The sequence below is a fragment of the Streptomyces sp. CNZ301 genome, assembly GCF_004217425.1.
In genome coordinates, this window is the sequence record NZ_SHLG01000001.1 from 3,313,710 (window position 1) to 3,336,702 (window position 22,993).

Sequence of the window (22,993 nt, forward strand, 5' to 3'; positions counted from 1 at the left end):
AAACTGTGTGACCTGCGTCACAGTATTCCTTGCCCGGCTGAACCTTCCGCATACGGGCGCACAACACCGGTTGAACGGGCGGCTGTCCGGGGGCGGGCCGAGTCCGACACCGGACCGGTCGACGGCACTGCCACAGCATTGCCACGGCACTGCCACGGCGCGAAAATGCCCCCGGTGGGGATCCGGGGGCTGTGCCGGCACGAGCCGAACAGAACTGTGGGGACGACGAGTTCGCCCGCCTACTGCTGGGCGTCGGCGTCGGCCGATGCGGTCTCGTCGGCGCTGGGTGAAGGTTCGGCGTCCGGCGAGGAAACGCTCTCCGAATCGCCGGACTGGTCGTCGAGGTCCTCGGAGCCGCCGCCGTCATCGGGCCTGCTGCCGCCGTCGGAGCCACCGTCAGCCGTCTCCCCGCCCGTGGTTCCACCGTCGTCCGCGTCGGCGTCGTCGCCGGGACCGCCGTCATCACCCGACGACGAACCTCCGGGTCCGTCCGGCTCGCCTATGCCACCCGAGCCGTCCGCACCGCGGGAGCTGTGACTGTCACGCCCGGAGTCATACTTTTCGCACCACTTCTTCACGCCTTCGGGGCCACCGGCCACCAATTCGAGGCGGACCCTGTCGTGGGCGGAGAGCTTGCCGTCCTCGTACGCCTTGCACAGCGCACGCGCCATCGCCTTCTTGTCGGCCCCGGAAAGACCCTTGCCGTTGCCGTTCCACCAGTCCTCGTCGCCCGCGGGGCGACCCTTCGACGTCCCGTCCCGTCCGCGCTCCTTGCCCGCGAGGTCCTCGCCATTGGGCGAGTCGGACGGGTCACCCTCGCGGGTGCCGCGTCTTGGCCCGTTGCTGTCGTCGGGGCTGCCGCCGGTCGACTCCTCGCGTTCGTCGCCGGGGCTGGCCAGCGGGGAGACACTCGCCGCGGGTGACCCGCCCCCGCCGAACGGCGTGGGCAGCACTCCCGCTCCGGCCGCCACCGCCGCCCCACCGAGCGCGCATCCGGCGACGGCCATGGCGAAGCCCGCCCGCAGCGGACGTCCCATGAATGTGCCGCGCCGGACCGCTCCGGGCCGGCGGTCGCGCGCCCGGCCCGCGTTCTCGCGGGCGGCGCGCCTGCCGACGACCGTTTCGGCCTCCGTCGGGCCCGCCGTGATGTCGACGGTGCCGCTGTGCCCGGCGCTCAGGGCCGGCTGCGCCGCGCGGAAGGCCGCCACCGCGGCGGCCTCGCCGGGGAGTTCGGCACTCGCGTCACCCGGCGCCCTTGCGGCGCGGGCCGCGCCGAGCGCGTGGAGCGTCGCCGTCTGCTCGTCGACGAGCGCGTCGAGGAAGGAATCGAGGCGGTCCTCAGCCGTGCGCTGCTGCGGTACGGAACCGCCGCGTGCCCATGAGGGTGCGGGGGCGGAGGGGCGGCCCAAGCCGCTGGTGGGAGCGCCTTCAACGTTGTTGTGATCAGCTCGGTGACGTCCGCCGCGCCGGCTGTCGCGCGCATTGAGAACCTGACCGCGGAGCAAGCGCTCCGCCGCTTCGTCGTCCAGCCACCTGTACCGGTCGTCGTCCGCCATCACGTTTCCCTCAGCGTTCGTGTCGCCTTATGCGTCACACCGCGTGCCGTGGGAGACGCATTCGGACCGGGTGGCGGTTCTCCTGCGTCGGGGAGATCTTCGGCGGATTCGTCCAGCAGTTGTGCGAGCTTGCGCAGGCCCCGATGCGCCGCCGTCCGTACGGCGCCGGCACGCTTACCCAGCACCTCAGCGGCGCTCTGGGCGTCGAGACCGACCACGACGCGCAGCACCACGGCCTCGGCCTGGTCCTGTGGCAGACGGGAGATCAAAGCCATCGTGCGGCCGGTGCCGAGCGCTTCGAGCGCCTCGTCGGCGGTGTCGGCTCCGGCGGGCAGCACCGCCAAGTCGTTCTCGTCGCCGCCGATGACGGGGCGGCGGCCTCTCGTACGCAGGTGGTCGAGCGCCCGGTTGCGGGCTATTCGCGCCGCCCAGCCGCGGAAGCGGTCCGCGTCGCCGCTGAACCGGCCGATGTCCCGGGCTATCTGCAGCCAGGCCTCGGAGGTGACGTCCTCGGCGTCGGCGTCACTGACAAGGGTGCGGACATAGCCGAGCAGCCGCGGGTGCACAGTGCGGTACACAATGCGGAAAGCGACTTCGTCCCCGCCCTGTGCCGCAAGCACCGCGGCTGTCAACTCCGCGTCGTCCCCCTGCACGGCCGTCTCTCGCCCCACTCCGCGATGTCCCAACGGATCTGGTCATGCCCCCTGGTCGGGCACCTGTCGTCGTCTCACTGATATCTGCGTATACCTCACACAGAGACCAGCATCGATGCCAGAGCACGCTAAGGCCAAGTGTGCGTCATAGTCCACGCAAGTCGACCGTCGAAGTTGACCAGGTAACAGAATGAGGAGCGCGGACGCTGAAGGGAGTACGGGCCTGCCCCTGGCGTGGTGCGCCCGTTCTCGAGGGCGATCGGGGTCTCTCCTGTGGGGGGTGGCGACCCCGGTCGCTCTCGCATTTTCCGGCAGGCCCGCCGGGTGTCCTCAGCTCGTGCGCTCACCGAGCCGCTTGAAGTTTTCCCAGCTCATGGCCGGTTTCCGGGGGTTCCAAAGTTTCTGTGCCGTCGCGCGCAGCGGCGCCCTGATTCCCGCGGCGACCTGTTCGGGAGTCTGCGCCTGCGAGCGGTCGCACCAGACGGCGAAGCGGCCGCCGGGGATGTGCTCGGGACCCGAAAGGGATTTCGGAACTGGTTTCGTGCCACGGAGCACCGCCGGAGTCCATTTGTCGTAGATGCGGCGCCCCGTCGGATATGTGAAGTTGTTGGGCTCGCCGAGCACGTAGTAGAGGAACTCGTCGTTGAGGTTGATCAGCTTCCAGCCCTCCCTGAGATACGACTCGGGGCTGCGCTCGCCGGCCTCCCTGCCCGTCCAGTAGGCGACCTGCCGGTCGCGGTTGGCGCGGACCACGCCGCCCGCGTGGATGCCGTCGTTCCACGCCTGCGCCGTCTTGCCCTTCTTCCGTACGACCTCGGCCCGGTCGTTGAGCCAGTCGGTCGCCAGGTCCTGCACTCGGGCGTCACGGCCGAACTCCTCACGGGCCTTGGCCGCCAGGCCCGGATACGAGGCCTCGGGATCCCTCTGCGCCAGGGCCAGGTACTCGTCGCCGCCGAGGTGCGAGTACTTGCCGGGGAAGAGGTCGGCGTACTCGCGCAGCAGATCGTCCACGATCTTCGCCGCGCGCGGATCGGAGATGTCCACCGCGCCCTCGGTCGGCCGCCCGGCGGCGTTCTTCAGCTGGAGCTCCGGGTGGGCCTTGAGTACGGCGCCCAGGTGCCCGGGCGAATCGATCTCCGGGATGACGTCGATGTGCCGGGACTCGGCGAGCCGGATGATGCGGCGTACCTGCGCCTTGGTCAGATGCGGATCGGAGACCACTTCGGGGTGCGTGCTGCTCTCGACCCGGAACGCCTGGTCGTCGGAGATGTGCAACTGGAGCTGGTTCAGCTTGAGATCGCCCATCTCACGGATGCGTTCCTCGATCCAGCGGGCACTGAAGTGCTTGCGCGCGATGTCGAGCATGAGACCCCGCTGCGGCCGGTCCGGCTCATCGCGGACCACGCCGTCGGCGACTTCTCCACGGGCTCGCACGGACTGAAGCAGTGTGCGGGTGCCGTAGAAGGCGCCCGCCTGGCCGGCGCCGCTGATCTTCACCTGGCCCTCGCCGCTGTCCATCACGTAGCCCTCGTGGCCGGTGTCGAGGTCCCGGTCCAGGCTCAGCTGGACGTCTCCCGTGCGGGCCGGGCCCTTGGAGAAGGGGACACCGAGCTCCCCGGCGAGCAGTCTGGCCTCGTCGGCGAGCGGCCCCTCGGGGTCGGCGACGACCCTGGTGAACTTCGACGGCTTCCACGCCGGCCCTCGCACCGGCTTCCACTCCCTCACCGAGGGAACGGACGCGGGCGCGGGGCCCGTTCGGGCCGGACCTGTCGGCTGTGGCGCCGCGTGCGCGCCGCCGGTGCTGCCGGTTCCGGTCCCGCTCTCGCTCCCGCCGCCGGAATCGTCCGCGCAGCCGCCGAGGGCGAGAAGGCCGACCGCGCCGGCCGTGAGCAGGGCCCCGGAAGCCGTCAGGGTCTTTGGCCGCTTAGGTCGCATACGGATACGTTATTGCCCCTTTTCGTCTCGCACTCGCCAGGTATCCGACCAGGATCGTTCCCGTGCGGGTGAAATTCCCATAGTCGTCGAATCGTTCGGCTCTGCGTCGTTACGGTGGCCGAGGCACACCCGCACAGCTGTATCGGGCGTCACACAGCAGGAGTTGGGCGAGCCGCAGGGTGAGTCCGGCCGTTCACGGCCGCGCTCCCCCACCGGTCCGCGGTCGCGGGCGTTGACCCGTACGCCGGACCGGTACCCACACGCCAGTCGGCCCCCCGAGGAGCCCATGCCGCCCCCAAGCCCGCGAAGCGACGAGAAGGCCCCGGCAGTGCATACCCTCGGCGCCCCCGGGAGCGCCCCCGGCCTGCTGGGCGGGGGCGGCCCCGACCGAGGGCCGGAGGACGGCCCGCCCGCCGGAGCCGGCCCGGCGCCGGCTTGGCCCGGACCGGTGCCGGCTCCGCTTCCGATGCCGCTGTCGCGCTTCAACGCCGCTCCCGACGAAGTGGCCGCCGCCGTGCTGCTGCGCTGCTGCGGGAGCAGCCGCTGGGCCGCCCGCATCGCCGCCTTCCGCCCGTACCCGGAGGCGGGCTCGCTGCTGGCCGCCCTGGACGAGGCGAGCTACGACATGACGCCGGCGGACGTGGCCGAGGCGCTGTCCTCGGAGTCGCCCGAACTGCCCTCACCCGCCGACGGCTCGGCGCGGTCCGCATCCGGCGGCGGTCCGCGGGGGCACGACCGGCCCGGGGTCCTCGTGGCGCACACCGCCTTGCGGGCGGCGCATGCCGCGTACGAGAACCGCTTCGGCCACGCCTTCCTCATGTGCCTCGACGAATGGGGCCCGGACGAACAGCTCGGCCAGGCCCTCGCCGCCATCCGGACACGCCTCGGAAACGATCCGGAGGAGGAACGTCCGGTGGTGGCGGAGGAGCTGCGGCGCCTCGCCCGCGCCAGGCTCCGGCACATCGTCGGAGGTCTTCCGTAGGCCTGCCGGGGCGTGCCGCGCCCCGCGGGGGGCTCGTGTGACGCAGGCCTCGCGGCGCACCTCTTTCGGCGTCCGGTCGGCGAGCCCCCAGGTCACAGCGCGGCGGTCCGGAGTTCCCGCCTGCCCCTCCTCCGCGCCGGCCGTCTCTGCCTGATTGATCACATCCGGCCCTCCCGGGGCCGACGTACCGACAATGCGTCGTTACGATGGCTCAGGCCGGTGGACCGTACCCGGCCGAGCCCGACCGACACCGCTGCATTCTCAGTCGAAGATGGCGGCCGGCTCTGACTTCGCTCCCGGAGGAGTTTTTTTCCGTGCCGGCTGGAACGCTGTACCGCGGCCGGGAAGGAATGTGGTCCTGGGTGGCTCACCGAGTCACCGGCGTCCTCATCTTCTTCTTCCTGTTCGTGCACGTGCTGGACACTGCGCTCGTCCGCGTATCGCCCGAGACGTACGACGAGACGGTGGCGATCTACAAGACGCCGCTCGTCAATCTCATGGAGTACGGCCTCGTGGCCGCGGTCCTCTTCCACGCGCTGAACGGCCTGCGGGTCGTGGCCGTCGACTTCTGGTCGAAGGGCCCGAGGTACCAGAAGCAGATGCTCTGGACCGTGACCGGTATCTGGGGCGTGCTGATGATCGGCGCCTTCTACCCCGTCCTGCAGCACACTCTGCACTCGCTGTTCGGGAGCTGATGAACCATGTCGACCGACACCGCGAACACGACCTCCGAGAGCGCCGGCGACGGCGGCTCCCGCTACAGCGTCGACAACCCCGCGCCGGTGATCACGCCACCGCGCGTCCGCACCTCGCAGACCCCGAAGGCGACCCGCACCAACTTCGAGCTGTACGGATGGCTGTTCATGCGGCTGTCCGGCATCGTCCTCGTCGTCCTGGTCATCGGCCACCTGCTGATCCAGCTCGTGCTCGACGGCGGCGTGACCAAGATCAGCTTCGCGTTCGTCGCCGGGCGCTGGGCCTCGCCGTTCTGGCAGGTCTGGGACCTGATGATGCTGTGGCTCGCGACGCTGCACGGCGCGAACGGCCTGCGGACCGTCATCAACGACTACGCGGAGCGGGACGGCACCCGCCTGTGGCTGAAGATGCTCCTGTACACGGCGACCGTCTTCACCGTCCTGCTGGGCACGCTGGTGATCTTCACCTTCGACCCGAACATCCGCTGACGCACGTACGGGGCTGAGGTAACCCAATGAAGATCCACAAGTACGACACCGTGATCGTCGGGGCCGGCGGCGCCGGCATGCGCGCCGCCATCGAGGCGACCAAGCGCAGCCGCACCGCCGTACTGACGAAGCTCTACCCGACCCGCTCCCACACCGGCGCCGCCCAGGGCGGCATGGCCGCGGCCCTCGCCAACGTCGAGGAGGACAACTGGGAGTGGCACACCTTCGACACGATCAAGGGCGGCGACTACCTGGTCGACCAGGACGCCGCCGAGATCCTGGCGAAGGAGGCCATCGACTCCGTCCTCGACCTGGAGAAGATGGGCCTGCCGTTCAACCGCACCCCGAACGGCACCATCGACCAGCGCCGCTTCGGCGGTCACAGCCGCAACCACGGTGAGGCGCCGGTGCGCCGCTCCTGCTACGCGGCGGACCGCACGGGCCACATGATCCTTCAGACGCTGTACCAGAACTGCGTGAAGGAGGGCGTGGAGTTCTTCAACGAGTTCTACGTCCTGGACCTGCTCCTGAACGAGGTCGACGGTGTGCGCAAGACCGCCGGCGTCGTGGCCTACGAGCTGGCCACCGGCGAGATCCACGTCTTCCAGGCCAAGGCGGTCGTCTTCGCCTCCGGCGGCAACGGCAAGTTCTTCAAGGTCACTTCGAACGCGCACACCCTCACCGGGGACGGACAGGCCGCGGCCTTCCGGCGCGGACTGCCGCTGGAGGACATGGAGTTCTTCCAGTTCCACCCGACGGGCATCTGGAAGATGGGCATCCTGCTCACCGAGGGCGCCCGCGGCGAGGGCGGCATCCTGCGCAACCGGGACGGCGAGCGCTTCATGGAGAAGTACGCCCCGGTGATGAAGGACCTCGCCTCGCGTGACGTCGTCTCCCGCGCGATCTACACCGAGATCCGTGAGGGGCGCGGCTGCGGCGCGGACAAGGACCACGTCTTCCTCGACCTGACGCACCTGCCGCCCGAGCAGCTGGACGCGAAGCTGCCGGACATCACCGAGTTCGCCCGTACCTACCTGGGCATCGAGCCGTACACCGACCCGGTGCCGATCCAGCCGACCGCGCACTACGCGATGGGCGGCATGCCGACCAACGTGCAGGGCCAGGTGCTGGCCGACAACAACACGCCGGTGCCCGGGCTGTACGCGGCCGGCGAGGTCGCCTGCGTCTCCGTGCACGGCGCGAACCGTCTCGGCACCAACTCGCTGCTGGACATCAACGTCTTCGGGCGGCGCGCCGGCATCGCCGCCGCCGAGTACGCCGCCACCGCCGACTTCACCGAACTGCCGGAGAACCCTGCCGCGTTCGTCGAGGGCGAGGTGGAGAACCTGCGGGACGCCACGGGCAACGAGCGCGTGGTGGAGATCCGCAAGGCGCTCCAGGAGTGCATGGACAAGAACGTCATGGTCTTCCGCAGCGAGCAGACGCTGAAGGAGGCCGTCGAGGAGATCGGCGAACTGCGCAAGCGCTACAGGAACATCAGCGTCCAGGACAAGGGCAGGCGCTTCAACACCGATCTGCTCGAGGCCGTCGAGCTGGGCAACCTGCTGGACCTGGCCGAGGTGACGGCCGTCTCCGCCCTCGCCCGCAAGGAGTCCCGCGGCGGTCACTACCGCGAGGACTTCCCCAACCGCGACGACGTCAACTTCATGCGGCACACCATGGCGTACCGCGAAGTGGGTGACGACGGCACGGAGTCGATCCGGCTCGACTACAAGCCGGTCGTGCAGACCCGCTACCAGCCGATGGAGCGTAAGTACTGATGAGCACCGCAGTTCTGGACAAGTCGGGCGATTCCGCGGCAGGTTCGCGGCCCGGGGCCTCGCACCTGGTCACGGTCACCTTCCGGATCCGCCGCTTCAACCCGGAGGTCTCGGCTGAGGCCCGCTGGGATGACTTCACCCTCGACATCGACCCCAAGGACCGCGTCCTGGACGCGCTCCACAAGATCAAGTGGGAGCTGGACGGGACGCTCACCTTCCGGCGTTCCTGCGCGCACGGCATCTGCGGCTCGGACGCGATGCGCATCAACGGCCGCAACCGGCTGGCCTGCAAGACGCTGATCAAGGACATAGCGGCGATCAAGGACGGCAAGGGCGCCAAGCCGATCGTCGTCGAGGCGATAAAGGGCCTGACGGTCCTCAAGGACCTCGTCGTCGACATGGACCCGTTCTTCCAGGCGTACCGGGACGTCATGCCGTTCCTCGTCACGAGCGGCAACGAGCCGACGCGTGAGCGGCTGCAGTCCGCCGAGGACCGGGAGCGCTTCGACGACACCACGAAGTGCATCCTGTGCGCGGCGTGCACCAGTTCGTGCCCGGTCTTCTGGAACGACGGGCAGTACTTCGGCCCGGCGGCCATCGTCAACGCCCACCGGTTCATCTTCGACAGCCGCGACGAGGCCGGCGAGCAGCGGCTGGAGATCCTCAACGACAAGGACGGCGTGTGGCGTTGCCGTACGACGTTCAACTGCACGGACGCCTGCCCTCGCGGCATCGAGGTGACGAAGGCGATCCAGGAGGTCAAGCGGGCGCTGATCACGCGCCGCTTCTGACCCACGACGCGAGGGGGCGCCCGCCACGCGCCCGCTCGGACAGGAACGCGACGGCGCCCGGGGCACGGCCCCGGGCGCTTTGTCGTGCCGGTGCCCCGACTTCCGTTCATCGGGGCCGATTTCGGGGCACGCTATCGACGCACCACCGCATCACCGGGATCTCGTATCCCTGCAAACGCACGTCTGTCCGCACCCCTCATCTGCCCCATCCCAGCAGAAGGAGTACGCGTGAGACGCACACGACGTACGCGCCGCACCGCCGGCGCCCTGGTGGCCGCAGGCGCCCTCCTCGGCCTCGCGCTGCAGACCACCCCCGCGACCGCCGACTCCGGCGGCAGCACGCCCACTTCGGCGGTGCCCAAGGCCGCACAGGAACGCGCCGCCGGGGCGTGGACCGCCGAGCGGATGCGTGAGGCCACGCCGGTCGAAGATCTCCTCGACATCGGTGCCCGCGCCGTCGAGCGGGCAGGCAAGGCCGTGCCCCGCGGCGAGGAGCTGAAGATACCCCCGCTCGACACGGACCCCATCACCAAGGCGCTGCCCGAGCCGGGCGGTCCCTGGTCCGGCGGCGGCGACGTGGTCGAGACCACGGGCCGTGTCTTCTTCAAGATGGGCGGCCGTGACGCCTCCTGCTCCGGCGACGCGGTCACCAGCGACAACGGCAGTACGGTCATCACGGCAGGGCACTGCGTGAAGTACCAGGGCGCCTGGCACACCGACTGGGTGTTCGTGCCCGGCTACCACGACGGCGAGGCACCGCACGGCAAGTGGACCGCCTCCAAGACGCTGACCACCCCGCAGTGGGAGGCCAGTGAGGACATGAACTTCGACATCGGCGCCGCCGTGGTGAACCCGCTGGACGGCAAGAAGCTCACGGACGTCGTCGGCGGTCAGGGGCTTTCGTTCAACGCCCCCTACAACACCACCATGTACGCCTTCGGCTTCCCCGCCGCCGACCCGTACGACGGCGAGAAGCTCATCTACTGCAGCGGAACGTCCTTCCAGGACTTCCTGCTCACCAAGGACCACGGCCTCTCGTGCAACATGACGGGCGGCTCCAGCGGCGGCCCGTGGTTCACGGAGTTCGACGAGGCGTCGGGCACGGGTCTGCAGGCCTCGGTCAACAGCTTCGGTTACACCTTCCTGCCGAACACGATGTTCGGTCCGTACTTCGGGGAGGACGCGAAGACGCTGTACGAGACCGCGCAGGCCGGCTGAACCCGCGGGGATACCCCGCACAGTCATAGCCACCGTCGCTGCGGCGGGGCCGGAGGTCCTCACGACCTCCGGCCCCGCCGCGGCTATCCAGCCTCCGGGTCGCCGCGCAGACGCACCTCGCACTCGCCGTCGTAGGACTGGTAGGAGGTCACCGACTCCGGCACCCGCAGGCCCGGGCTGTTCCGGTACAGCGCGCGCACCTCGTCGAAGTCCGCGGCCACGGTTACGCGGGCCGCCTCGTCGAGCACGGCCAGCGTCTCCTCCCCGGCCTCGTCCTGGCCGTCGCGCCCGGCGTCGCCGGCTCCCCACGCGTCCCAGGGCAGCACCTCGGCCCTGTTGAGCGCGGCCAGGTCGCGTACGACGTTGGCGCGCACCATCCACATGCCCATCAGGCCCAGCACGCTGACGCCGAAGGTCTTCGGGTCGGCCTCACCGCTGCGGCAGCGGCGCCAGCTCTCCCCGGCGACGAGGAAGCGGTCGCGGGGCACGTCGAGCGGGTCGAAGTCCAGCTCGTACGGGGACTCGATGCGCACGTCCGGCACCATCTGCGGATCGCTGAGCGTCCAGCCGCGCTCGGGATGTACGTATTCGGTGACCCAGTGGTCGTCGTGGAAGCCCTCGGCGAAGTAGGTGGCGTAGCCGCAGCGGATACGGGCCGGGGTGCCGGAGTGGCGCAGCAGTGCGCAGTGCAGCAGCGCGAAGTCGCGGCACGTGCCGGCGAAGCGGTCGAGAGGACGGCGGGGTGCGATGAGCGGAGCGTCGTCGAGCTCCAGCACCATGTCCAGGATGTCGGCTATGTAGCGGGTTTCGGCTTCGGTGCGGTAGCGGGATTCCGGCAGGGCACACCCGAAACGGCCGGCCTCCTCGCGGTGGATGAGCAAGTGCCTCACGAGAAGGGCCAGTTCGTCGGGACTACTGGGCAGCCCCGCGAGTCTGTCCTCTGTACCCGGATCACTGTGGGCGCTCTGAGTTAAATAGAAGTCACGCTCTGCGGGCAGCATGCGCGAAATCGTTGCGGATATCGTCCCGGATTTCCAGCCGGGAGGAATACCAGGTTCCGCGGACCCGCGCGGGGGTGCGTAGGGTGCCCCGCGTGGGACGCATACCGAAGGCAAGAGCGGGCTTCGCCGCGCTGCTGATGCTGGCCGCGACGGCGGCCTGCTCCGGCGGCGGCACGGACGACGCGGCCAAGCCGGACGACGACCACGCGGCGATCCACGTCGACCGTCCCGTGGCGCTCGCCGACCAGGACATGAAGGTGCGCATCGGCGGGCTCGGGGCACGGGACCGTGTGACTGTCGCCACGCACGCCGTGGACCAGCGGGGTCAACGGTGGAGCGCGCGCGGCGACTTCAGCGCCGACGCCCACGGCCGCGTCGATCTGGAGAAGCAGGCACCGCGCGGCGGACGCCCGTACGCCGAGGCGGACAGCATGGGACTGTTCGGCGCGATGCTGCCCACGTCGGGAAGTGGCGTGAAGATGACCGGCAGCGGCGACGCCTTCTCCTACCACCCGCCGTCACCCGCCGAGAAGCGCTCGTACGAAGTGCGCCTGACCGTCAGCGAGAACGGCGAGCACATCGCGGACCGTACGGTCACCCGCCAGTGGCTGACGTCCAAGGTGCGCCACCGCAAGCTCACTGTCGCGAGGAACCGCATCGACGGCGAGATGTACACGCCGCCGAAGGGCGAGCGCCGCCGCGCACCGGTCCTGGTCTTCGGCGGTTCGGAGGGCGGCAACTCCGGCGAGTACGCGGCCGCGTTGCTGGCCGCGCACGGCCATCCGGCCATGTCGCTGTGCTACTTCCGCTGCGGCAAGGGCTCCGGGCGCCCTGACGCCATCAACATGATCGACACGTCCTACTTCGTCAGGGCCGCCCGCGTACTGGCCCACGAGCCGGGCGCCGACCCCGACCGCCTTGCGGTGATGGGCAATTCGCGCGGCAGCGAGATCGCGCAGCTCCTCGGGCAGCGCCACCCGCGCGTCTTCCGCGACGTCATCGCCTACGCGCCCTCCGCCAAGGTCAACGGCCCCTATCTGGCGGGGCCTTCGGGCCGCGCAGCCTGGGCCGAGCGCGGCCGGCCGATCCCGGCGGGGCCGATCCGGCTGGACAACGTACGCGGCACGGTCCTCGCGATCGCCGGCGGGAACGACAAGATGTGGGGCTCGGCGGGGGCCGCCCGCGTCATCGCCTCGCAGCACAACGCGTCCGGCGCGAGCCACCGGCAGGTCACGTACCCGAAGGCGGGCCACCATGTGAACTGGTTCCCCTTCGGGCAGCCCGGCCAGGAGGGCGGCGCCGACGGGGAGGTCGTCAGCACCTCCGGCTCCGACCAGGAGGCCCGCGAGGACAGCTGGGCGCGGGTGCTGAATCTGCTGCAGAAGTAGAGCGGAACCGGAGAGGCCGGAGACGCAGGGGCGGAGAAGGAGACACAGGGGCCGCAGAACCGTTCAGAAGCAGTACGGGCGGGACCGTGCGAGTGCCTCTCGCACGGTCCCGCCCGTCTGTGCGGCGGCGCGCCCGCGGGCGCCGGCCGAAGCCCCCGGACCAGCCGCCGAGCCCGGATCAGCCGCCGAGTGCGTCGACGAGCTGCTCCAGACCCCAGTCGAGGTCCTCCTTCGTCACCACGAGCGGGGGCGCGATACGGATCGTCGAGCCGTGCGTGTCCTTGACCAGCACTCCGCGTTCCATCAGCTTCTCCGACAGCTCCCGGCCGCTGCCGTGCGCGGGATCGATGTCCACGCCCGCCCACAGACCGCGGCCGCGCACCTCGCGCACCGCGGCGCCGCCGGTCAGCACGCCCAGTTCGTGGTGGAGGTGCTCGCCCAGCTCCTTCGCACGCTGCTGGTACTCGCCGGTGCGCAGCATGGCGATCACTTCCAGCGCGACGGCGCACGCGAGCGGGTTCCCGCCGAAGGTCGACCCGTGTTCGCCGGGCCTGTAGACACCCAGCACGTCCCGCGAGGAGATCACCGCCGAGACCGGCACGACACCGCCGCCGAGCGCCTTGCCCAGCACATACATGTCGGGCTGCACGCCCTCGTGTTCGAGGGCGAAGGTCGCGCCGGTGCGGCCCAGCCCGGACTGGATCTCGTCCGCGATCATGAGCACGTTGCGGCGGCGCGTGAGTTCACGCACGCCCGGCAGGTAGCCGGCCGGCGGCACCAGCACGCCCGCCTCGCCCTGGATCGGCTCCAGGAGGACCGCGACGGTCTCGTCGTCGACTGCGGCCTCCAGGGCGGCGAGGTCTCCGTAGGGGACGATCTCGAACCCCGGCGTGTACGGACCGAAGTCGGCGCGTGCCTCGGGGTCGGTGGAGAAGGAGACGATCGTCGTCGTACGCCCGTGGAAGTTGTTGTCCGCGACGATGATCTTCGCGCGCCCGTCGGGCACGCCCTTGACCCGGTAACCCCACTTGCGGGCCGTCTTCACGGCGGTCTCCACGGCCTCCGCGCCGGTGTTCATGGGCAGGACCATCTCCATGCCGCACAACTCGGCGAGCTGCTCGCAGAACTCGCCGAAGCGGTCGTGGTGGAAGGCGCGGGAGGTGAGCGTCACCCGGTCCAGCTGGGCCTTGGCGGCGTCGATGAGCCGCTGGTTGCGGTGTCCGAAGTTGAGCGCCGAGTAACCGGCGAGCATGTCGAGGTAGCGCCGCCCGTCGGCGTCCGTCACCCACGCGCCCTCTGCGGAGGCGATGACGACGGGCAAGGGGTGGTAGTTGTGGGCGCTGCGCGCTTCGGAGGCGGCGATCAGCCTTTCCGACGTGGACATCCGGGGTCTCCGTTCGTCTCGTGTGGTCCCGCGGCGCCTCCCGCTGCGCCACGTTCTTCCCGTGGCGGTGCGGAAGGCTGCCTATTTCTATCGTCCACCCGGCCTGCTGCGAAGAAGCTTTGCTGCCGGTGCGGGGTTCTCACGGGACGATCCGGGGCGGGCGGGGCGGAGAGAAGCGGGCGGACGCAGCACCGGCCCGGCCGTGGACGGGGCGCGGAGCCGGCGCACGCGGACGCGGGAACCGCGCTGAGGCGGCACGCACACGCGACACGGTGCCTCAGGTCACTGCACAACTGTGCGCGCCCGGCCGGGCGGACCTGAGACAATGGGCGCATGGCCAATGACCGTCCGCGTGTACTCTCCGGCATCCAGCCCACCTCGGGCTCGTTCCACATCGGCAACTACCTGGGTGCCGTGCGTCAGTGGGTCGCGATGCAGGAGACCCACGACGCCTTCTACATGGTCGTCGACCTGCACGCTCTGACACTTCCGCAGGATCCGGCGCAGCTGCGGGCCAACACCCGCCTCGCCGCGGCGCAGCTGCTGGCCACCGGCCTCGACCCGGAGCGCTGCACCCTCTTCGTGCAGAGCCACGTGCCCGAACACACCCAGCTGAGCTGGCTGATGGAGTGCCTGACGGGCTTCGGCGAGGCCTCCCGGATGACGCAGTTCAAGGACAAGTCCTCGCGCCAGGGGGCCGACCGGACGTCCGTGGGCCTGTTCACGTATCCGATCCTCCAGGTCGCCGACATCCTGATCTACCAGGCCAACCGGGTTCCCGTCGGTGAGGACCAGCGCCAGCACGTCGAACTCACGCGGAACCTCGCGGAGCGGTTCAACAGCCGGTACGGCAGGACCTTCACCGTCCCCGAGCCGCACATCCTGCGCGAGACGGCGAAGATCTTCGATCTCCAGGACCCGACGATCAAGATGAGCAAGTCCGCGTCGTCGCCGAAGGGGATCATCGACCTTCTGGACGACCCGAAGGCGTCCGCGAAGAAGATCAAGAGCGCGGTGACGGACACGGGCACCGAGATCCGATTCGACCCCGAGAACAAGCCGGGCATCAGCAACCTGCTCACCATCTACGCCACGCTGACGGATTCCGCGGTCGCGGATGTGGAGGAGAAGTACGAAGGCAAGGGTTACGGTGCGCTGAAGACCGACCTCGCCGAGATCGTGAGCGAGTGGGCGGCCCCCTTCCGCGCCCGTACGCAGGAGTACCTGGACGACCCGGAGACGCTGGACTCGCTCCTGGCCAAGGGCGCGGAGAAGGCACGGGCCGTCGCGGTCGAGACGCTCGCTCAGGCCTACGACAAGGTGGGACTGCTGCCCGGCAAGCACTGAGGCCACGGAAGACCAGCCGGCAGCGGCTCACGACCACCAGCCAGGAAGATGCAGCTCACAGCACACAAGCCCAGACAGCAGGCCGGGGACCGGCCATCGAGCAGGGAGGAGCACGAGGTGGGGACCGTCACGCTCGGTGTATCGATCGCCGTCCCCGAGCCGCACGGCAGTCTGCTCCAGCAGCGGCGTGCGAGCTTCGGTGACCCGGCGGCTCACGGCATCCCCACCCACATCACCCTGCTCCCGCCGACGGAGGCCGACCCGGCCGACCGGCCGGCGATCGAGGCGCACCTGGCCCGGGTGGCCTCGGCCGGGCGCCCGTTCACTCTGCGCCTGTCGGGCACCGACACCTTCCGTCCGCTCTCCCCCGTGGTCTTCGTGCGGCTCGTCGAGGGGGCGTCGGCGTGCTCCTGGCTCCAGGAGCGGGTGCGCGCCGCGGACGGCCCGGTGGCGCGTGAACTGGCCTTCCCGTACCACCCGCACGTGACCGTCGCGCACGGGATCTCCGAGGAATCGATGGACCGGGCCTTCGAGGAGCTGGCCGGCTTCGAGGCGTCGTGGACGGCCACGGGCTTCGCACTGTACGAGCAGGGCTCCGACCTCGTATGGCGACTCCAGCGGAAGTTCACCTTCGGCTCGGGCGAGGAGCCGGCGCTGTCCGTCTCCGGCGTTCCGCGGCAGGTCCCGCAGCCCTTCCCCGTCTGCGGGGACGGCGCGGACTCCTTCGCTCCGTCGCACTGAGCGCAGACCCGCAGGTTCGCAGGTTCGCCCGGCCACGCGGGGCCGGCAGGCCCGCCGGGCCAGGCGGGGCAGCCGGATGAGAGACCGCTGAGCGGGTAGTCGCCGATCATGGAATGGCTGAAGAAGCTGCCGGTGATCGGTCCCGTGGCGGCGTGGTTCTTCCGGACCCGCGTATGGCGGGTCTACCAGCATCTGGACAAGCACAAGTGGGACCGGCACGCCGCGTCCGTCACCTTCACCAGCTTCATCTCCCTCTTCCCCATGTTCGCGGTCTTCGCGGCCGTCGGGGCGTCGCTGCTGACTCCCGAGCGGATGCGGACCGTGCAGCGCACGATCGACCGTCAAGTGCCGGGAATCTCCGATCAGTTGAATCTGCAGTCCCTGGCCGACAACGCGGGCACCATCGGGCTCGTCGCGGGTGCGGTGCTCGTACTCACCGGCGTCAACTGGGTCGGCACCCTCCGGGAGAGCCTGCGCGCGCTGTGGGACCTGGAGGAGGACCCGGGCAACCCGGTCGTGCTGAAGCTGAAGGACCTCGGGGCGCTGGCCGGGCTCGGGCTCGTCGGGCTCGTCTCGCTCGCCGGGTCCGCGTTCGCCGTCTCCACAGTCGGCTGGGCAGCAGGTCTTGTGGGGCTCCGCGAGCACGGGGTCGGGACGTTCCTGCTGAGCGCGGCCGGATACGCGGCGGCTCTCGCGGCTGACTTCGCGCTGCTGTGGTACGTGCTGACGGTGCTGCCCGGCGTCCGTCCGCCCCGCCGTGCGACCGTCCTGGCCTGCGGGACGGGCGCCGTCGGTTTCGAGCTGCTGAAGCTGCTGCTGGGCGGCTATCTGCGGGGCGTCGCGACGAAGAGCATCTACGGTGCCTTCGGTACGCCGATCGCATTGCTCCTGTGGATCAGCTTCATGGCGAAGCTGATGCTCTTCTGCGCGGCGTGGACGGCGACGGAACGCACCCGCAAACCGATCGAGGACATCGACGCACTCGGGAGAGGCGCGCCCGAACCCGCGGAGTCCGAACGCGCCGCTCCCGTACGCGACGCGGAATCCCGGCGCGGTGTCAGTCGGGCTTCCGAGCCCCCACCGGATCCGAGCCCGAAGGCCCGTCCTGACCGGGAGAGCCCGGAGAGTCCGAAGAGTCGGAAGAGTCCGGAGAGCCCGTCCCCCCGGAGCCGGCTTTTGAGTCCGCACCGGTGGCGGAGCCGGAAGCGGAGTCCGTGAGGGAGGCGGAACCGCCCGCAGAGGCCGGAGGGGTTCCGTGGACGAACGGAAGAGTCCGCAGCTTCGCCAGCTCCGGGATCGGCCAGCGGCGGTGCACCGCGTAGGCCACCGCCGCCACGAGCACCAGACAGCCGGCGGTGATGGCCAGGGCGATCCCGGCTCCGCCCGAGTCCTCGCCGCCCTCGCCGCTGCCACCGGTGGCCCTCTCGGCGGCCTTGCCGCGGTCCTCGCGGTCACCGGACTTCCCGGAGGAGCCGATGCCGGCCGGCGCGACGAGTTCGCCGACCGGCTCGACCTTGTCCGCGGCCTTGAACCCCCAGTCGAAGAGCTTGGCGGTCTCCTTGTAGACCTCGAGCCCGCCCTGCCGACCGTCCGGGTGCATGCACGTCACCAGCAGGACCCTGTCGCCGCGCTGTGCGACGCCGGTGAAGGTCGCCCCGGCGTTCGAGGTCGAGCCGTTCTTCACGCCGGCGATGCCCGGGTACGGGTCGAGGCCGATGTCGCCGGTCAGCAGCCGGTTGGTGTTCTGGATCTCGTACGTCTCCCGCTTCTTCCCCTTCTTCTCCTCGCCGGGGAACTGGGCGCGGGCCGTGGAGGCGTACTCGCGGAAGTCGGCCTTCTGCATTCCGTTGCGCGCGAAGAGCGTCAGGTCGTACGCCGAGGAGACCTGGCCCTTCTTGTCGTAGCCGTCGGGGCTGACGACGTTGGTGTCCCCGGCCCGCAGCTTCTCGGCCTGCTCGTTCATCTCGCGGACGGTCTTGTCCTTGCCGCCGTTCATCGCGGCGAGGACGTGGACCGCGTCGTTGCCGGAACGCAGGAAGACACCGCGCCACAGATCGCGCACGGAGTACGTCTGGTCCTCCTTCACGCCGACGAGACTGCTGCCCTCTCCCAGCCCCTCCAGGTCGGACGCCTTGACCTTGTGCGTCTTCGTCTTCGGGAACTTCGGCAGCACTGTGTCGGCGAAGAGCATCTTCAGCGTGCTGGCCGGCGGCAGCTTCCAGTGCGCGTTGCTGGCGGCGAGCACCTTCCCCGACTCCGCGTCGGAGACGATCCAGGACCGCGCGGTGATGTCCTCGGGGAGTTCCGGCGGCTTCTGCCCGGACTTGGGCTTCATCTGCGTACCGGGTGAGCCGAGCGATTTCCCGCCGACCTCCGACATACGGGCCGGCGGCTGCGGTTCCTCGCCCTCGTCGGCCACGGCACGAGCGGGCGCTGCGCCGGGGGAGGCCGCATGAGCGGTGCCGCTGAGCGATGCGGGGGCGAGAAGTGCGAGGGACAAGGCGGCGGCGGCTGTCGCGGACATGCGAACGGCGCTGAGTGAGGAAGTCGGCACAGGGCGAAATTACATGCCCCTCGAACACTTGTGGATGCCGCAGTCCTCCGTAGGGCCCGTCAGGTGGCCCCTCATGGGCTACGCGGTTAGGCCGACAGACATACGCCGCCTCCACGCGTCCCCTCGGCCTCAGCCGTCCCGCGTCATGTTCCTGCCGATCTCGGAGTGTGGTCCCGACCGTCCGGATCAGCTTCGGGACGAACCTCCGCGAGGACGGCCGCCCCGCCCCGGGCCCGCCCCCGCGCGGAGCCACCGCCGTACGCATCCGGCAAAGACAGCAGCTCACACCCCTCCCCACCGAAGCTACTGAAGGGTATGGTCGGGCGCCCCACCTCCCGCACACGTACCCGACCCCGATGGCGCAGGGACTCAGATGACGATGGAGAGGGAAACCGGGTCGTGCAACGGCTCGGTCGACGCTTCCGACAGACGCTGGCAGTGCATCTGGAGCCACCGTGAGCAGCTTCTCAAGGTGGCTCGCCGCCGGTCCCTGGGCGTCGAGGACGCGGAGGACGCCGTGCACGAGGCGATGTTGCGGGCGTGGGAGAAGCCGGACCTCGACGAGAGCCGGGTGGGCGCGTGGCTCACCACGGTCACCATCCGGCTGTGCGTGGACCGGCACCGGCAGGTGAGCCGCGAGACAGACGTGCAGGGCCTCTCCCCCGCCGCGTCCTTCCACTCCTCGGTGGAGGAATTGGTCTGCGACCGCTTGGAGGCGGACTGGCTGGCGCAGCGCAGCAGCGAACTGCCCCCGCGGCAGGCACACGCACTGTGGCTGAAGTCCGCGAACCTGGACGTCGCGCAGGTGGCCGAGGAGATGGGGCTGAGCTACCGCACGGTGGAGTCGCTGCTCGCCCGCGGCCGACGGACGCTGCGCCGACTGCTCGCCGGCGCGCTCGCTTTCGGGAGCTGGCACTGGGTGACGGGCTGGGCCCGTACCGGCGGCGGCGCGGTGGCCACAGGCGTCGCGTCCACCGCCGCGACGCTGGCGGTTCTCGGACTCCTCCTGCCCGGTGGTGCCTGGCCCGGGGCCGACGGGCCACGGCCCGCGACCACACGCCCCGGGGGACCCGCGGCGGGGCCCGGCGGCCCGGGAGCGCCCGCCGCCACCCCGGAGCCGGCGGGAGGCCGCGGGAGCGAAGCGGGTGCCGCGCGGGTGCCGGCCGGCACGGGACCGCCGGTGGCGGTGTTCGCGCTCCCCGGGCCGGTCGGCGTACTGCGGACGGACACGTTGCCGGCCTCGCACGTCACGGACGTCGGAGTCCGGCCCGACATCCCGCACGCCCGGTTGCCGGGGCGGGTCACATCCATCCCGTCGACGGTGGCGCAGCACACGGACGCACCGGAGCTGACGGCCCCCGCCGAACCGCAGGTGCCGCCCCGTCCCTCCTCCGCGGTCCCGTCGCCGCGGGCGGACGTACCGAAGCCGACGGCACCGGACACGTCATCGGTGCGCACACCGGTCGAGCCCTCCGCGCCGTCCGAGCCCCTCCTCGGGACGTCGGCCGAAGACCTCCCGTAGCCGCCCCTGCCCACACCCCTGACCGGGCCCACGCGCCCCGGCGCACACCGGTCGGCCGGATATCCCCCGCACTGTCCAGAAATTTTTTCCGCCGCTCGCGACGGACGACGCACTCCCCGCCGTAGAACACGTGGCAGGACGGTTGGTCTACGGGCTGGAAGGTGGGCTGGATGGGCGTCGAGATCAGTGTGTCAGGGCTGACCAAGTCTTTCGGCACGCAGGTCATCTGGCAGGACGTCTCGCTGACGCTGCCCGCCGGGGAGATATCGGTCATGCTCGGCCCGTCGGGCACGGGCAAGTCCGTCTTCCTCAAGACTCTCGTGGGGCTGCTCCGGCCGGACCGGGGCTCGATCCACGTCGCGGGCCAGGACATCACGCAGCTGAGCCGGCACGACCTGTACGAGGTGCGAAAGCTCTTCGGCGTCCTCTTCCAGGACGGTGCGCTCTTCGGCTCGATGAACCTCTACGACAACATCGCCTTCCCGCTGCGGGAGCACACCCGCAAGACGGAGAGCGAGATCAAGAAGATCGTGTCGGAGAAGATGGACATGGTCGGTCTCATCGGCGACGAGGACAAGCTTCCGGGCGAGATATCCGGCGGCATGCGCAAACGGGCCGGGCTGGCACGGGCGTTGGTGCTCGATCCGGAGATCATCCTCTTCGACGAGCCCGACTCGGGGCTCGACCCGGTGCGCGTTGCCTACCTCAACCAGCTGATCGTGGACCTCAACGCGCAGATCGACGCCACGTTCCTGATCGTCACCCACGACATCGCCTCGGCCCGTCAGGTCCCGGACAACATCGGCCTGCTCTTCCGCCGCGAGCTGGTGATGTTCGGCCCCCGTGCCCTGCTGCTGCACAGCGACGAACCCGTGGTCGGCCAGTTCCTGGGCGGCCGGATGCAGGGCCCGATCGGGATGGCGGAGGAGAAGGACGCCGCACAGGTCGAGCAGGAACTGGCCGCGCTGAAAGCCGGGAACGGCGGCGGCCGTCTTCCCGACAGGGGAGCCGCGCTCGCCGCGGCGTCCGTACCCCGGCTGCTGCCCAGTGCCGGCATCGAGCGGCCGCGGCGATGGGAGACGATCGCGGAACTCGAGAGAGCCCGTGCGGCCTGGGTGGGGCCCGGGGCCGGCAAGCGCCGTAGGAGCGACGAGGGCCGTGTGCCCGGCACGGCTCGTGGGACCGGCACGGGGCCGCGAGCGCAGGCCGCCCTGGAGCCGGCACGGGAGACCGGGACGGAGCCGGCCGTGGAACCGGAAGGAGAGCAAGGCCGCGGACCCGGCCTGTTCGCCCGCTGGAGAGCCGCCCGGAAGGCCGCCCACGACGCGGAGCGCAAGGCGGACGGTGCCACATGAAGATCTCCCCCACCACAGCGGCCAGACACTCGGGCGACCTGTTCGCCCTTGCCCTGGACACCCTGCGCGCCCTGCCCCGACGCCCTTTCCAGCTGCGGGAGTTCATCCAGCAGGCCTGGTTCATCGCCAGCGTCACGATCCTGCCGACAGCGCTCGTCTCGATCCCCTTCGGCGCCGTGATCGCGCTGCAGATCGGAAGCCTGACGCGGCAGTTGGGCGCCGAGTCGTTCGCGGGCGCCGCATCCGTGCTGGCAGTGCTGCGGGAGGCGTCCCCGATCGTCACGGCCCTGCTGATCGCCGGAGCCGGAGGCACCGCCATCTGCGCGGACTTCGGGTCCCGGAAGATCCGGGACGAGATCGACGCCCTGGAGGTGCTGGGCATCGATCCGGTGCACCGGCTCGTCGTTCCGCGGACGCTGGCGGCGATGGTGGTCGCCGCCCTGCTCAACGGGCTCGTCTCGGTGGTCGGCGTGGCCGGGGGCTACTTCTTCAACGTCATCCTCCAGGACGGCACTCCGGGCGCGTACCTCGCCTCCTTCACCACACTCGCGCAGCTCCCCGACCTGTGGGCGGGCGAGATCAAGGCGCTGGTGTTCGGAGCGATCGCCGCCGTCGTCGCCTCGTACAAGGGGCTCAACGCCAAGGGCGGGCCCAAGGGCGTCGGTGACGCCGTGAACCAGTCGGTGGTGATCACTTTCATGCTGCTGTTCGTCACGAACTTCGTGATGACCGCCGTCTACTTCCAGATCGTTCCGCAGAGGGGGTAGGGCATGGCGCTGTCGGACAAGAGTCTTCTCACCCGGCCACTCCGCTCCCTGGAGGAGCTGGGCACCCAACTGGTCTTCTACGGGCGTTCGCTCGCGTGGAGCCACCGGACGGTGCGCCGCTACCGGAAGGAGGTGCTGCGGCTGCTGGCCGAGGTGAGCTTCGGCCGCGGGGCGCTGGCGGTCGTCGGCGGAACGGTCGGCGTGATCGCGTTCCTGACGTTCTTCACCGGTACCGAGGTGGGCCTCCAGGGGTACACCGCGCTCAACCAGCTCGGCACCTCCAACTTCGTGGCCTTCCTCTCCGCCTACTTCAACACCCGCGAGATCGCCCCCCTGGTCTCGGGCCTCGCGCTGTCCGCGACGGTGGGCGCCGGCTTCACCGCGCAGCTCGGTGCGATGCGGATCAACGAGGAGGTCGACGCTCTCGAGGTGATGGCCGTCCCCTCGCTGCCGTTCCTGGCGACGACGCGGATGCTCGCCGGGTTCCTGGCGGTGATCCCGCTGTACGTGCTCGGGCTGCTTTCCTCCTACTTCGCCTCACGGACCATCACCACCCTCTACTTCGGGCAGTCCGCAGGCACCTACGACCACTACTTCCAGCAGTACCTGTCGCCGGTCGACGTGCTCTGGTCCTTCGGGAAAGTGATCGTCTTCGCCGTCGTGATCATCCTGGTCCACTGCTACTACGGCTACCACGCCAAGGGCGGCCCGGCCGGAGTCGGCGTGGCCGTCGGCCGGGGGGTGCGCACCTCCATCGTCGCCATCAACGTCATCGACTTCTTCCTCAGCCTGGCGATCTGGGGCGCCAGCACGACCGTACGGATTGCGGGGTAG

19 protein-coding genes and 1 pseudogene are annotated in these 22,993 nt (G+C 70.2%); 14 read left to right on the forward strand and 6 right to left on the reverse strand.

Going from position 1 to position 22,993, the window contains the following annotated elements:
• Positions 1-239: 239 nt before the first annotated feature.
• The 3 genes from EV375_RS14190 to EV375_RS14200 form a co-directional block, all read right to left on the reverse strand.
• The gene (locus tag EV375_RS14190; protein ID WP_130299768.1) at positions 240-1,556 is read right to left on the reverse strand and encodes a hypothetical protein; all 1,317 of its coding nucleotides are present in this window, start codon (positions 1,554-1,556) and stop codon (positions 240-242) included.
• Positions 1,556-2,209 (reverse strand): RNA polymerase sigma factor, encoded by a 654-nt coding sequence (locus tag EV375_RS14195; protein ID WP_130301845.1) that lies wholly within the window; start codon positions 2,207-2,209, stop codon positions 1,556-1,558. Before EV375_RS14195 ends, EV375_RS14190 begins: the two co-directional genes overlap by 1 nt.
• Positions 2,210-2,539: 330 nt before the next feature.
• Complete coding sequence (locus EV375_RS14200) at positions 2,540-4,144, reverse strand: family 20 glycosylhydrolase (RefSeq protein ID WP_130299769.1); 1,605 nt, start codon at positions 4,142-4,144, stop codon at positions 2,540-2,542.
• A 466-nt stretch (positions 4,145-4,610) separates the two neighbouring features.
• On the opposite strand from EV375_RS14200, the gene EV375_RS14205 reads away from it, so the two are divergent.
• The 6 genes from EV375_RS14205 (at position 4,611) to EV375_RS14230 (ending at position 10,100) form a co-directional block, all read left to right on the forward strand.
• Complete coding sequence (locus EV375_RS14205; protein ID WP_130299770.1) at positions 4,611-5,126, forward strand: 2-oxo-4-hydroxy-4-carboxy-5-ureidoimidazoline decarboxylase; 516 nt, start codon at positions 4,611-4,613, stop codon at positions 5,124-5,126.
• Between the two features lie 314 nt (positions 5,127-5,440).
• Positions 5,441-5,821: a succinate dehydrogenase, cytochrome b556 subunit gene (gene sdhC / locus EV375_RS14210; protein ID WP_130299771.1), complete on the forward strand. Its 381-nt coding sequence runs from the start codon at positions 5,441-5,443 to the stop codon at positions 5,819-5,821.
• A 6-nt stretch (positions 5,822-5,827) separates the two neighbouring features.
• On the forward strand, positions 5,828-6,310 hold the full coding sequence (locus EV375_RS14215) for a succinate dehydrogenase hydrophobic membrane anchor subunit (protein ID WP_130299772.1): 483 nt from the start codon (positions 5,828-5,830) through the stop codon (positions 6,308-6,310).
• A gap of 26 nt (positions 6,311-6,336) precedes the next feature.
• A complete protein-coding gene (gene sdhA, locus EV375_RS14220) occupies positions 6,337-8,091 on the forward strand; it encodes a succinate dehydrogenase flavoprotein subunit (RefSeq protein WP_130299773.1) in 1,755 nt (584 codons plus the stop codon).
• The gene (locus tag EV375_RS14225; RefSeq protein ID WP_130299774.1) at positions 8,091-8,882 is read left to right on the forward strand and encodes a succinate dehydrogenase iron-sulfur subunit; all 792 of its coding nucleotides are present in this window, start codon (positions 8,091-8,093) and stop codon (positions 8,880-8,882) included. The genes sdhA and EV375_RS14225 overlap by 1 nt, the downstream gene beginning before the upstream one ends.
• A gap of 228 nt (positions 8,883-9,110) precedes the next feature.
• Positions 9,111-10,100 (forward strand): S1 family serine peptidase, encoded by a 990-nt coding sequence (locus EV375_RS14230; protein ID WP_130299775.1) that lies wholly within the window; start codon positions 9,111-9,113, stop codon positions 10,098-10,100.
• 83 nt (positions 10,101-10,183) lie between these two features.
• On the opposite strand, the gene EV375_RS14235 is transcribed toward EV375_RS14230, so the two are convergent.
• Positions 10,184-11,101: a transglutaminase-like domain-containing protein gene (locus EV375_RS14235; protein WP_130299776.1), complete on the reverse strand. Its 918-nt coding sequence runs from the start codon at positions 11,099-11,101 to the stop codon at positions 10,184-10,186.
• Between the two features lie 92 nt (positions 11,102-11,193).
• Between EV375_RS14235 and EV375_RS14240 the strand changes: the two genes are divergently transcribed.
• Positions 11,194-12,489 carry an acyl-CoA thioesterase/bile acid-CoA:amino acid N-acyltransferase family protein gene (locus tag EV375_RS14240; protein ID WP_486588473.1) on the forward strand — a complete coding sequence of 432 codons (1,296 nt, stop codon included), beginning with the start codon at positions 11,194-11,196 and terminating at the stop codon, positions 12,487-12,489.
• A 178-nt stretch (positions 12,490-12,667) separates the two neighbouring features.
• On the opposite strand, the gene rocD is transcribed toward EV375_RS14240, so the two are convergent.
• Positions 12,668-13,873, reverse strand: coding sequence for an ornithine--oxo-acid transaminase (gene rocD, locus EV375_RS14245; RefSeq protein WP_130299777.1), 1,206 nt, complete (start codon positions 13,871-13,873; stop codon positions 12,668-12,670).
• 333 nt (positions 13,874-14,206) lie between these two features.
• Between rocD and trpS the strand changes: the two genes are divergently transcribed.
• The 3 genes and pseudogenes from trpS to EV375_RS14260 form a co-directional block, all read left to right on the forward strand.
• Positions 14,207-15,220 carry a tryptophan--tRNA ligase gene (trpS, locus tag EV375_RS14250; protein WP_130299778.1) on the forward strand — a complete coding sequence of 338 codons (1,014 nt, stop codon included), beginning with the start codon at positions 14,207-14,209 and terminating at the stop codon, positions 15,218-15,220.
• A gap of 117 nt (positions 15,221-15,337) precedes the next feature.
• A complete protein-coding gene (locus EV375_RS14255; protein WP_130299779.1) occupies positions 15,338-15,961 on the forward strand; it encodes a 2'-5' RNA ligase family protein in 624 nt (207 codons plus the stop codon).
• Between the two features lie 108 nt (positions 15,962-16,069).
• A pseudogene (locus EV375_RS14260) lies at positions 16,070-16,897 on the forward strand (YihY/virulence factor BrkB family protein); the annotation flags it as partial.
• Positions 16,898-17,018: 121 nt separating this feature from the next.
• Here EV375_RS14260 and EV375_RS14265 read toward each other — a convergent pair.
• On the reverse strand, positions 17,019-18,485 hold the full coding sequence (locus tag EV375_RS14265) for a D-alanyl-D-alanine carboxypeptidase family protein (RefSeq protein WP_130299780.1): 1,467 nt from the start codon (positions 18,483-18,485) through the stop codon (positions 17,019-17,021).
• A gap of 403 nt (positions 18,486-18,888) precedes the next feature.
• On the opposite strand from EV375_RS14265, the gene EV375_RS14270 reads away from it, so the two are divergent.
• From EV375_RS14270 to EV375_RS14285, 4 genes are all read left to right on the forward strand, one after another.
• Positions 18,889-20,037 carry a sigma-70 family RNA polymerase sigma factor gene (locus EV375_RS14270; RefSeq protein WP_130299781.1) on the forward strand — a complete coding sequence of 383 codons (1,149 nt, stop codon included), beginning with the start codon at positions 18,889-18,891 and terminating at the stop codon, positions 20,035-20,037.
• Positions 20,038-20,207: 170 nt separating this feature from the next.
• Positions 20,208-21,392 (forward strand): ABC transporter ATP-binding protein, encoded by a 1,185-nt coding sequence (locus tag EV375_RS14275; protein ID WP_486588474.1) that lies wholly within the window; start codon positions 20,208-20,210, stop codon positions 21,390-21,392.
• Positions 21,389-22,159: an MlaE family ABC transporter permease gene (locus EV375_RS14280; protein ID WP_130299782.1), complete on the forward strand. Its 771-nt coding sequence runs from the start codon at positions 21,389-21,391 to the stop codon at positions 22,157-22,159. Before EV375_RS14275 ends, EV375_RS14280 begins: the two co-directional genes overlap by 4 nt.
• Before the next feature lie 3 nt (positions 22,160-22,162).
• Positions 22,163-22,993 (forward strand): ABC transporter permease, encoded by an 831-nt coding sequence (locus tag EV375_RS14285; RefSeq protein WP_130299783.1) that lies wholly within the window; start codon positions 22,163-22,165, stop codon positions 22,991-22,993.

What these genes read in the sequence shown, in the direction of transcription:
- EV375_RS14285 (WP_130299783.1), top strand. Translation starts at nt 22,163, where the DNA reads ATGGCGCTGTCGGACAAGAGTCTTCTCACCCGGCCACTCCGCTCCCTG.
- EV375_RS14265 (WP_130299780.1), bottom strand. Translation starts at nt 18,485, where the DNA reads ATGTCCGCGACAGCCGCCGCCGCCTTGTCCCTCGCACTTCTCGCCCCC.
- EV375_RS14280 (WP_130299782.1), top strand. Translation starts at nt 21,389, where the DNA reads ATGAAGATCTCCCCCACCACAGCGGCCAGACACTCGGGCGACCTGTTC.
- rocD (WP_130299777.1), bottom strand. Translation starts at nt 13,873, where the DNA reads ATGTCCACGTCGGAAAGGCTGATCGCCGCCTCCGAAGCGCGCAGCGCC.
- EV375_RS14215 (WP_130299772.1), top strand. Translation starts at nt 5,828, where the DNA reads ATGTCGACCGACACCGCGAACACGACCTCCGAGAGCGCCGGCGACGGC.
- EV375_RS14235 (WP_130299776.1), bottom strand. Translation starts at nt 11,101, where the DNA reads ATGCTGCCCGCAGAGCGTGACTTCTATTTAACTCAGAGCGCCCACAGT.
- EV375_RS14225 (WP_130299774.1), top strand. Translation starts at nt 8,091, where the DNA reads ATGAGCACCGCAGTTCTGGACAAGTCGGGCGATTCCGCGGCAGGTTCG.
- trpS (WP_130299778.1), top strand. Translation starts at nt 14,207, where the DNA reads ATGGCCAATGACCGTCCGCGTGTACTCTCCGGCATCCAGCCCACCTCG.
- EV375_RS14200 (WP_130299769.1), bottom strand. Translation starts at nt 4,144, where the DNA reads ATGCGACCTAAGCGGCCAAAGACCCTGACGGCTTCCGGGGCCCTGCTC.
- EV375_RS14275 (WP_486588474.1), top strand. Translation starts at nt 20,208, where the DNA reads ATGGGCGTCGAGATCAGTGTGTCAGGGCTGACCAAGTCTTTCGGCACG.
- EV375_RS14190 (WP_130299768.1), bottom strand. Translation starts at nt 1,556, where the DNA reads ATGGCGGACGACGACCGGTACAGGTGGCTGGACGACGAAGCGGCGGAG.
- EV375_RS14270 (WP_130299781.1), top strand. Translation starts at nt 18,889, where the DNA reads ATGACGATGGAGAGGGAAACCGGGTCGTGCAACGGCTCGGTCGACGCT.
- EV375_RS14205 (WP_130299770.1), top strand. Translation starts at nt 4,611, where the DNA reads ATGCCGCTGTCGCGCTTCAACGCCGCTCCCGACGAAGTGGCCGCCGCC.
- sdhA (WP_130299773.1), top strand. Translation starts at nt 6,337, where the DNA reads ATGAAGATCCACAAGTACGACACCGTGATCGTCGGGGCCGGCGGCGCC.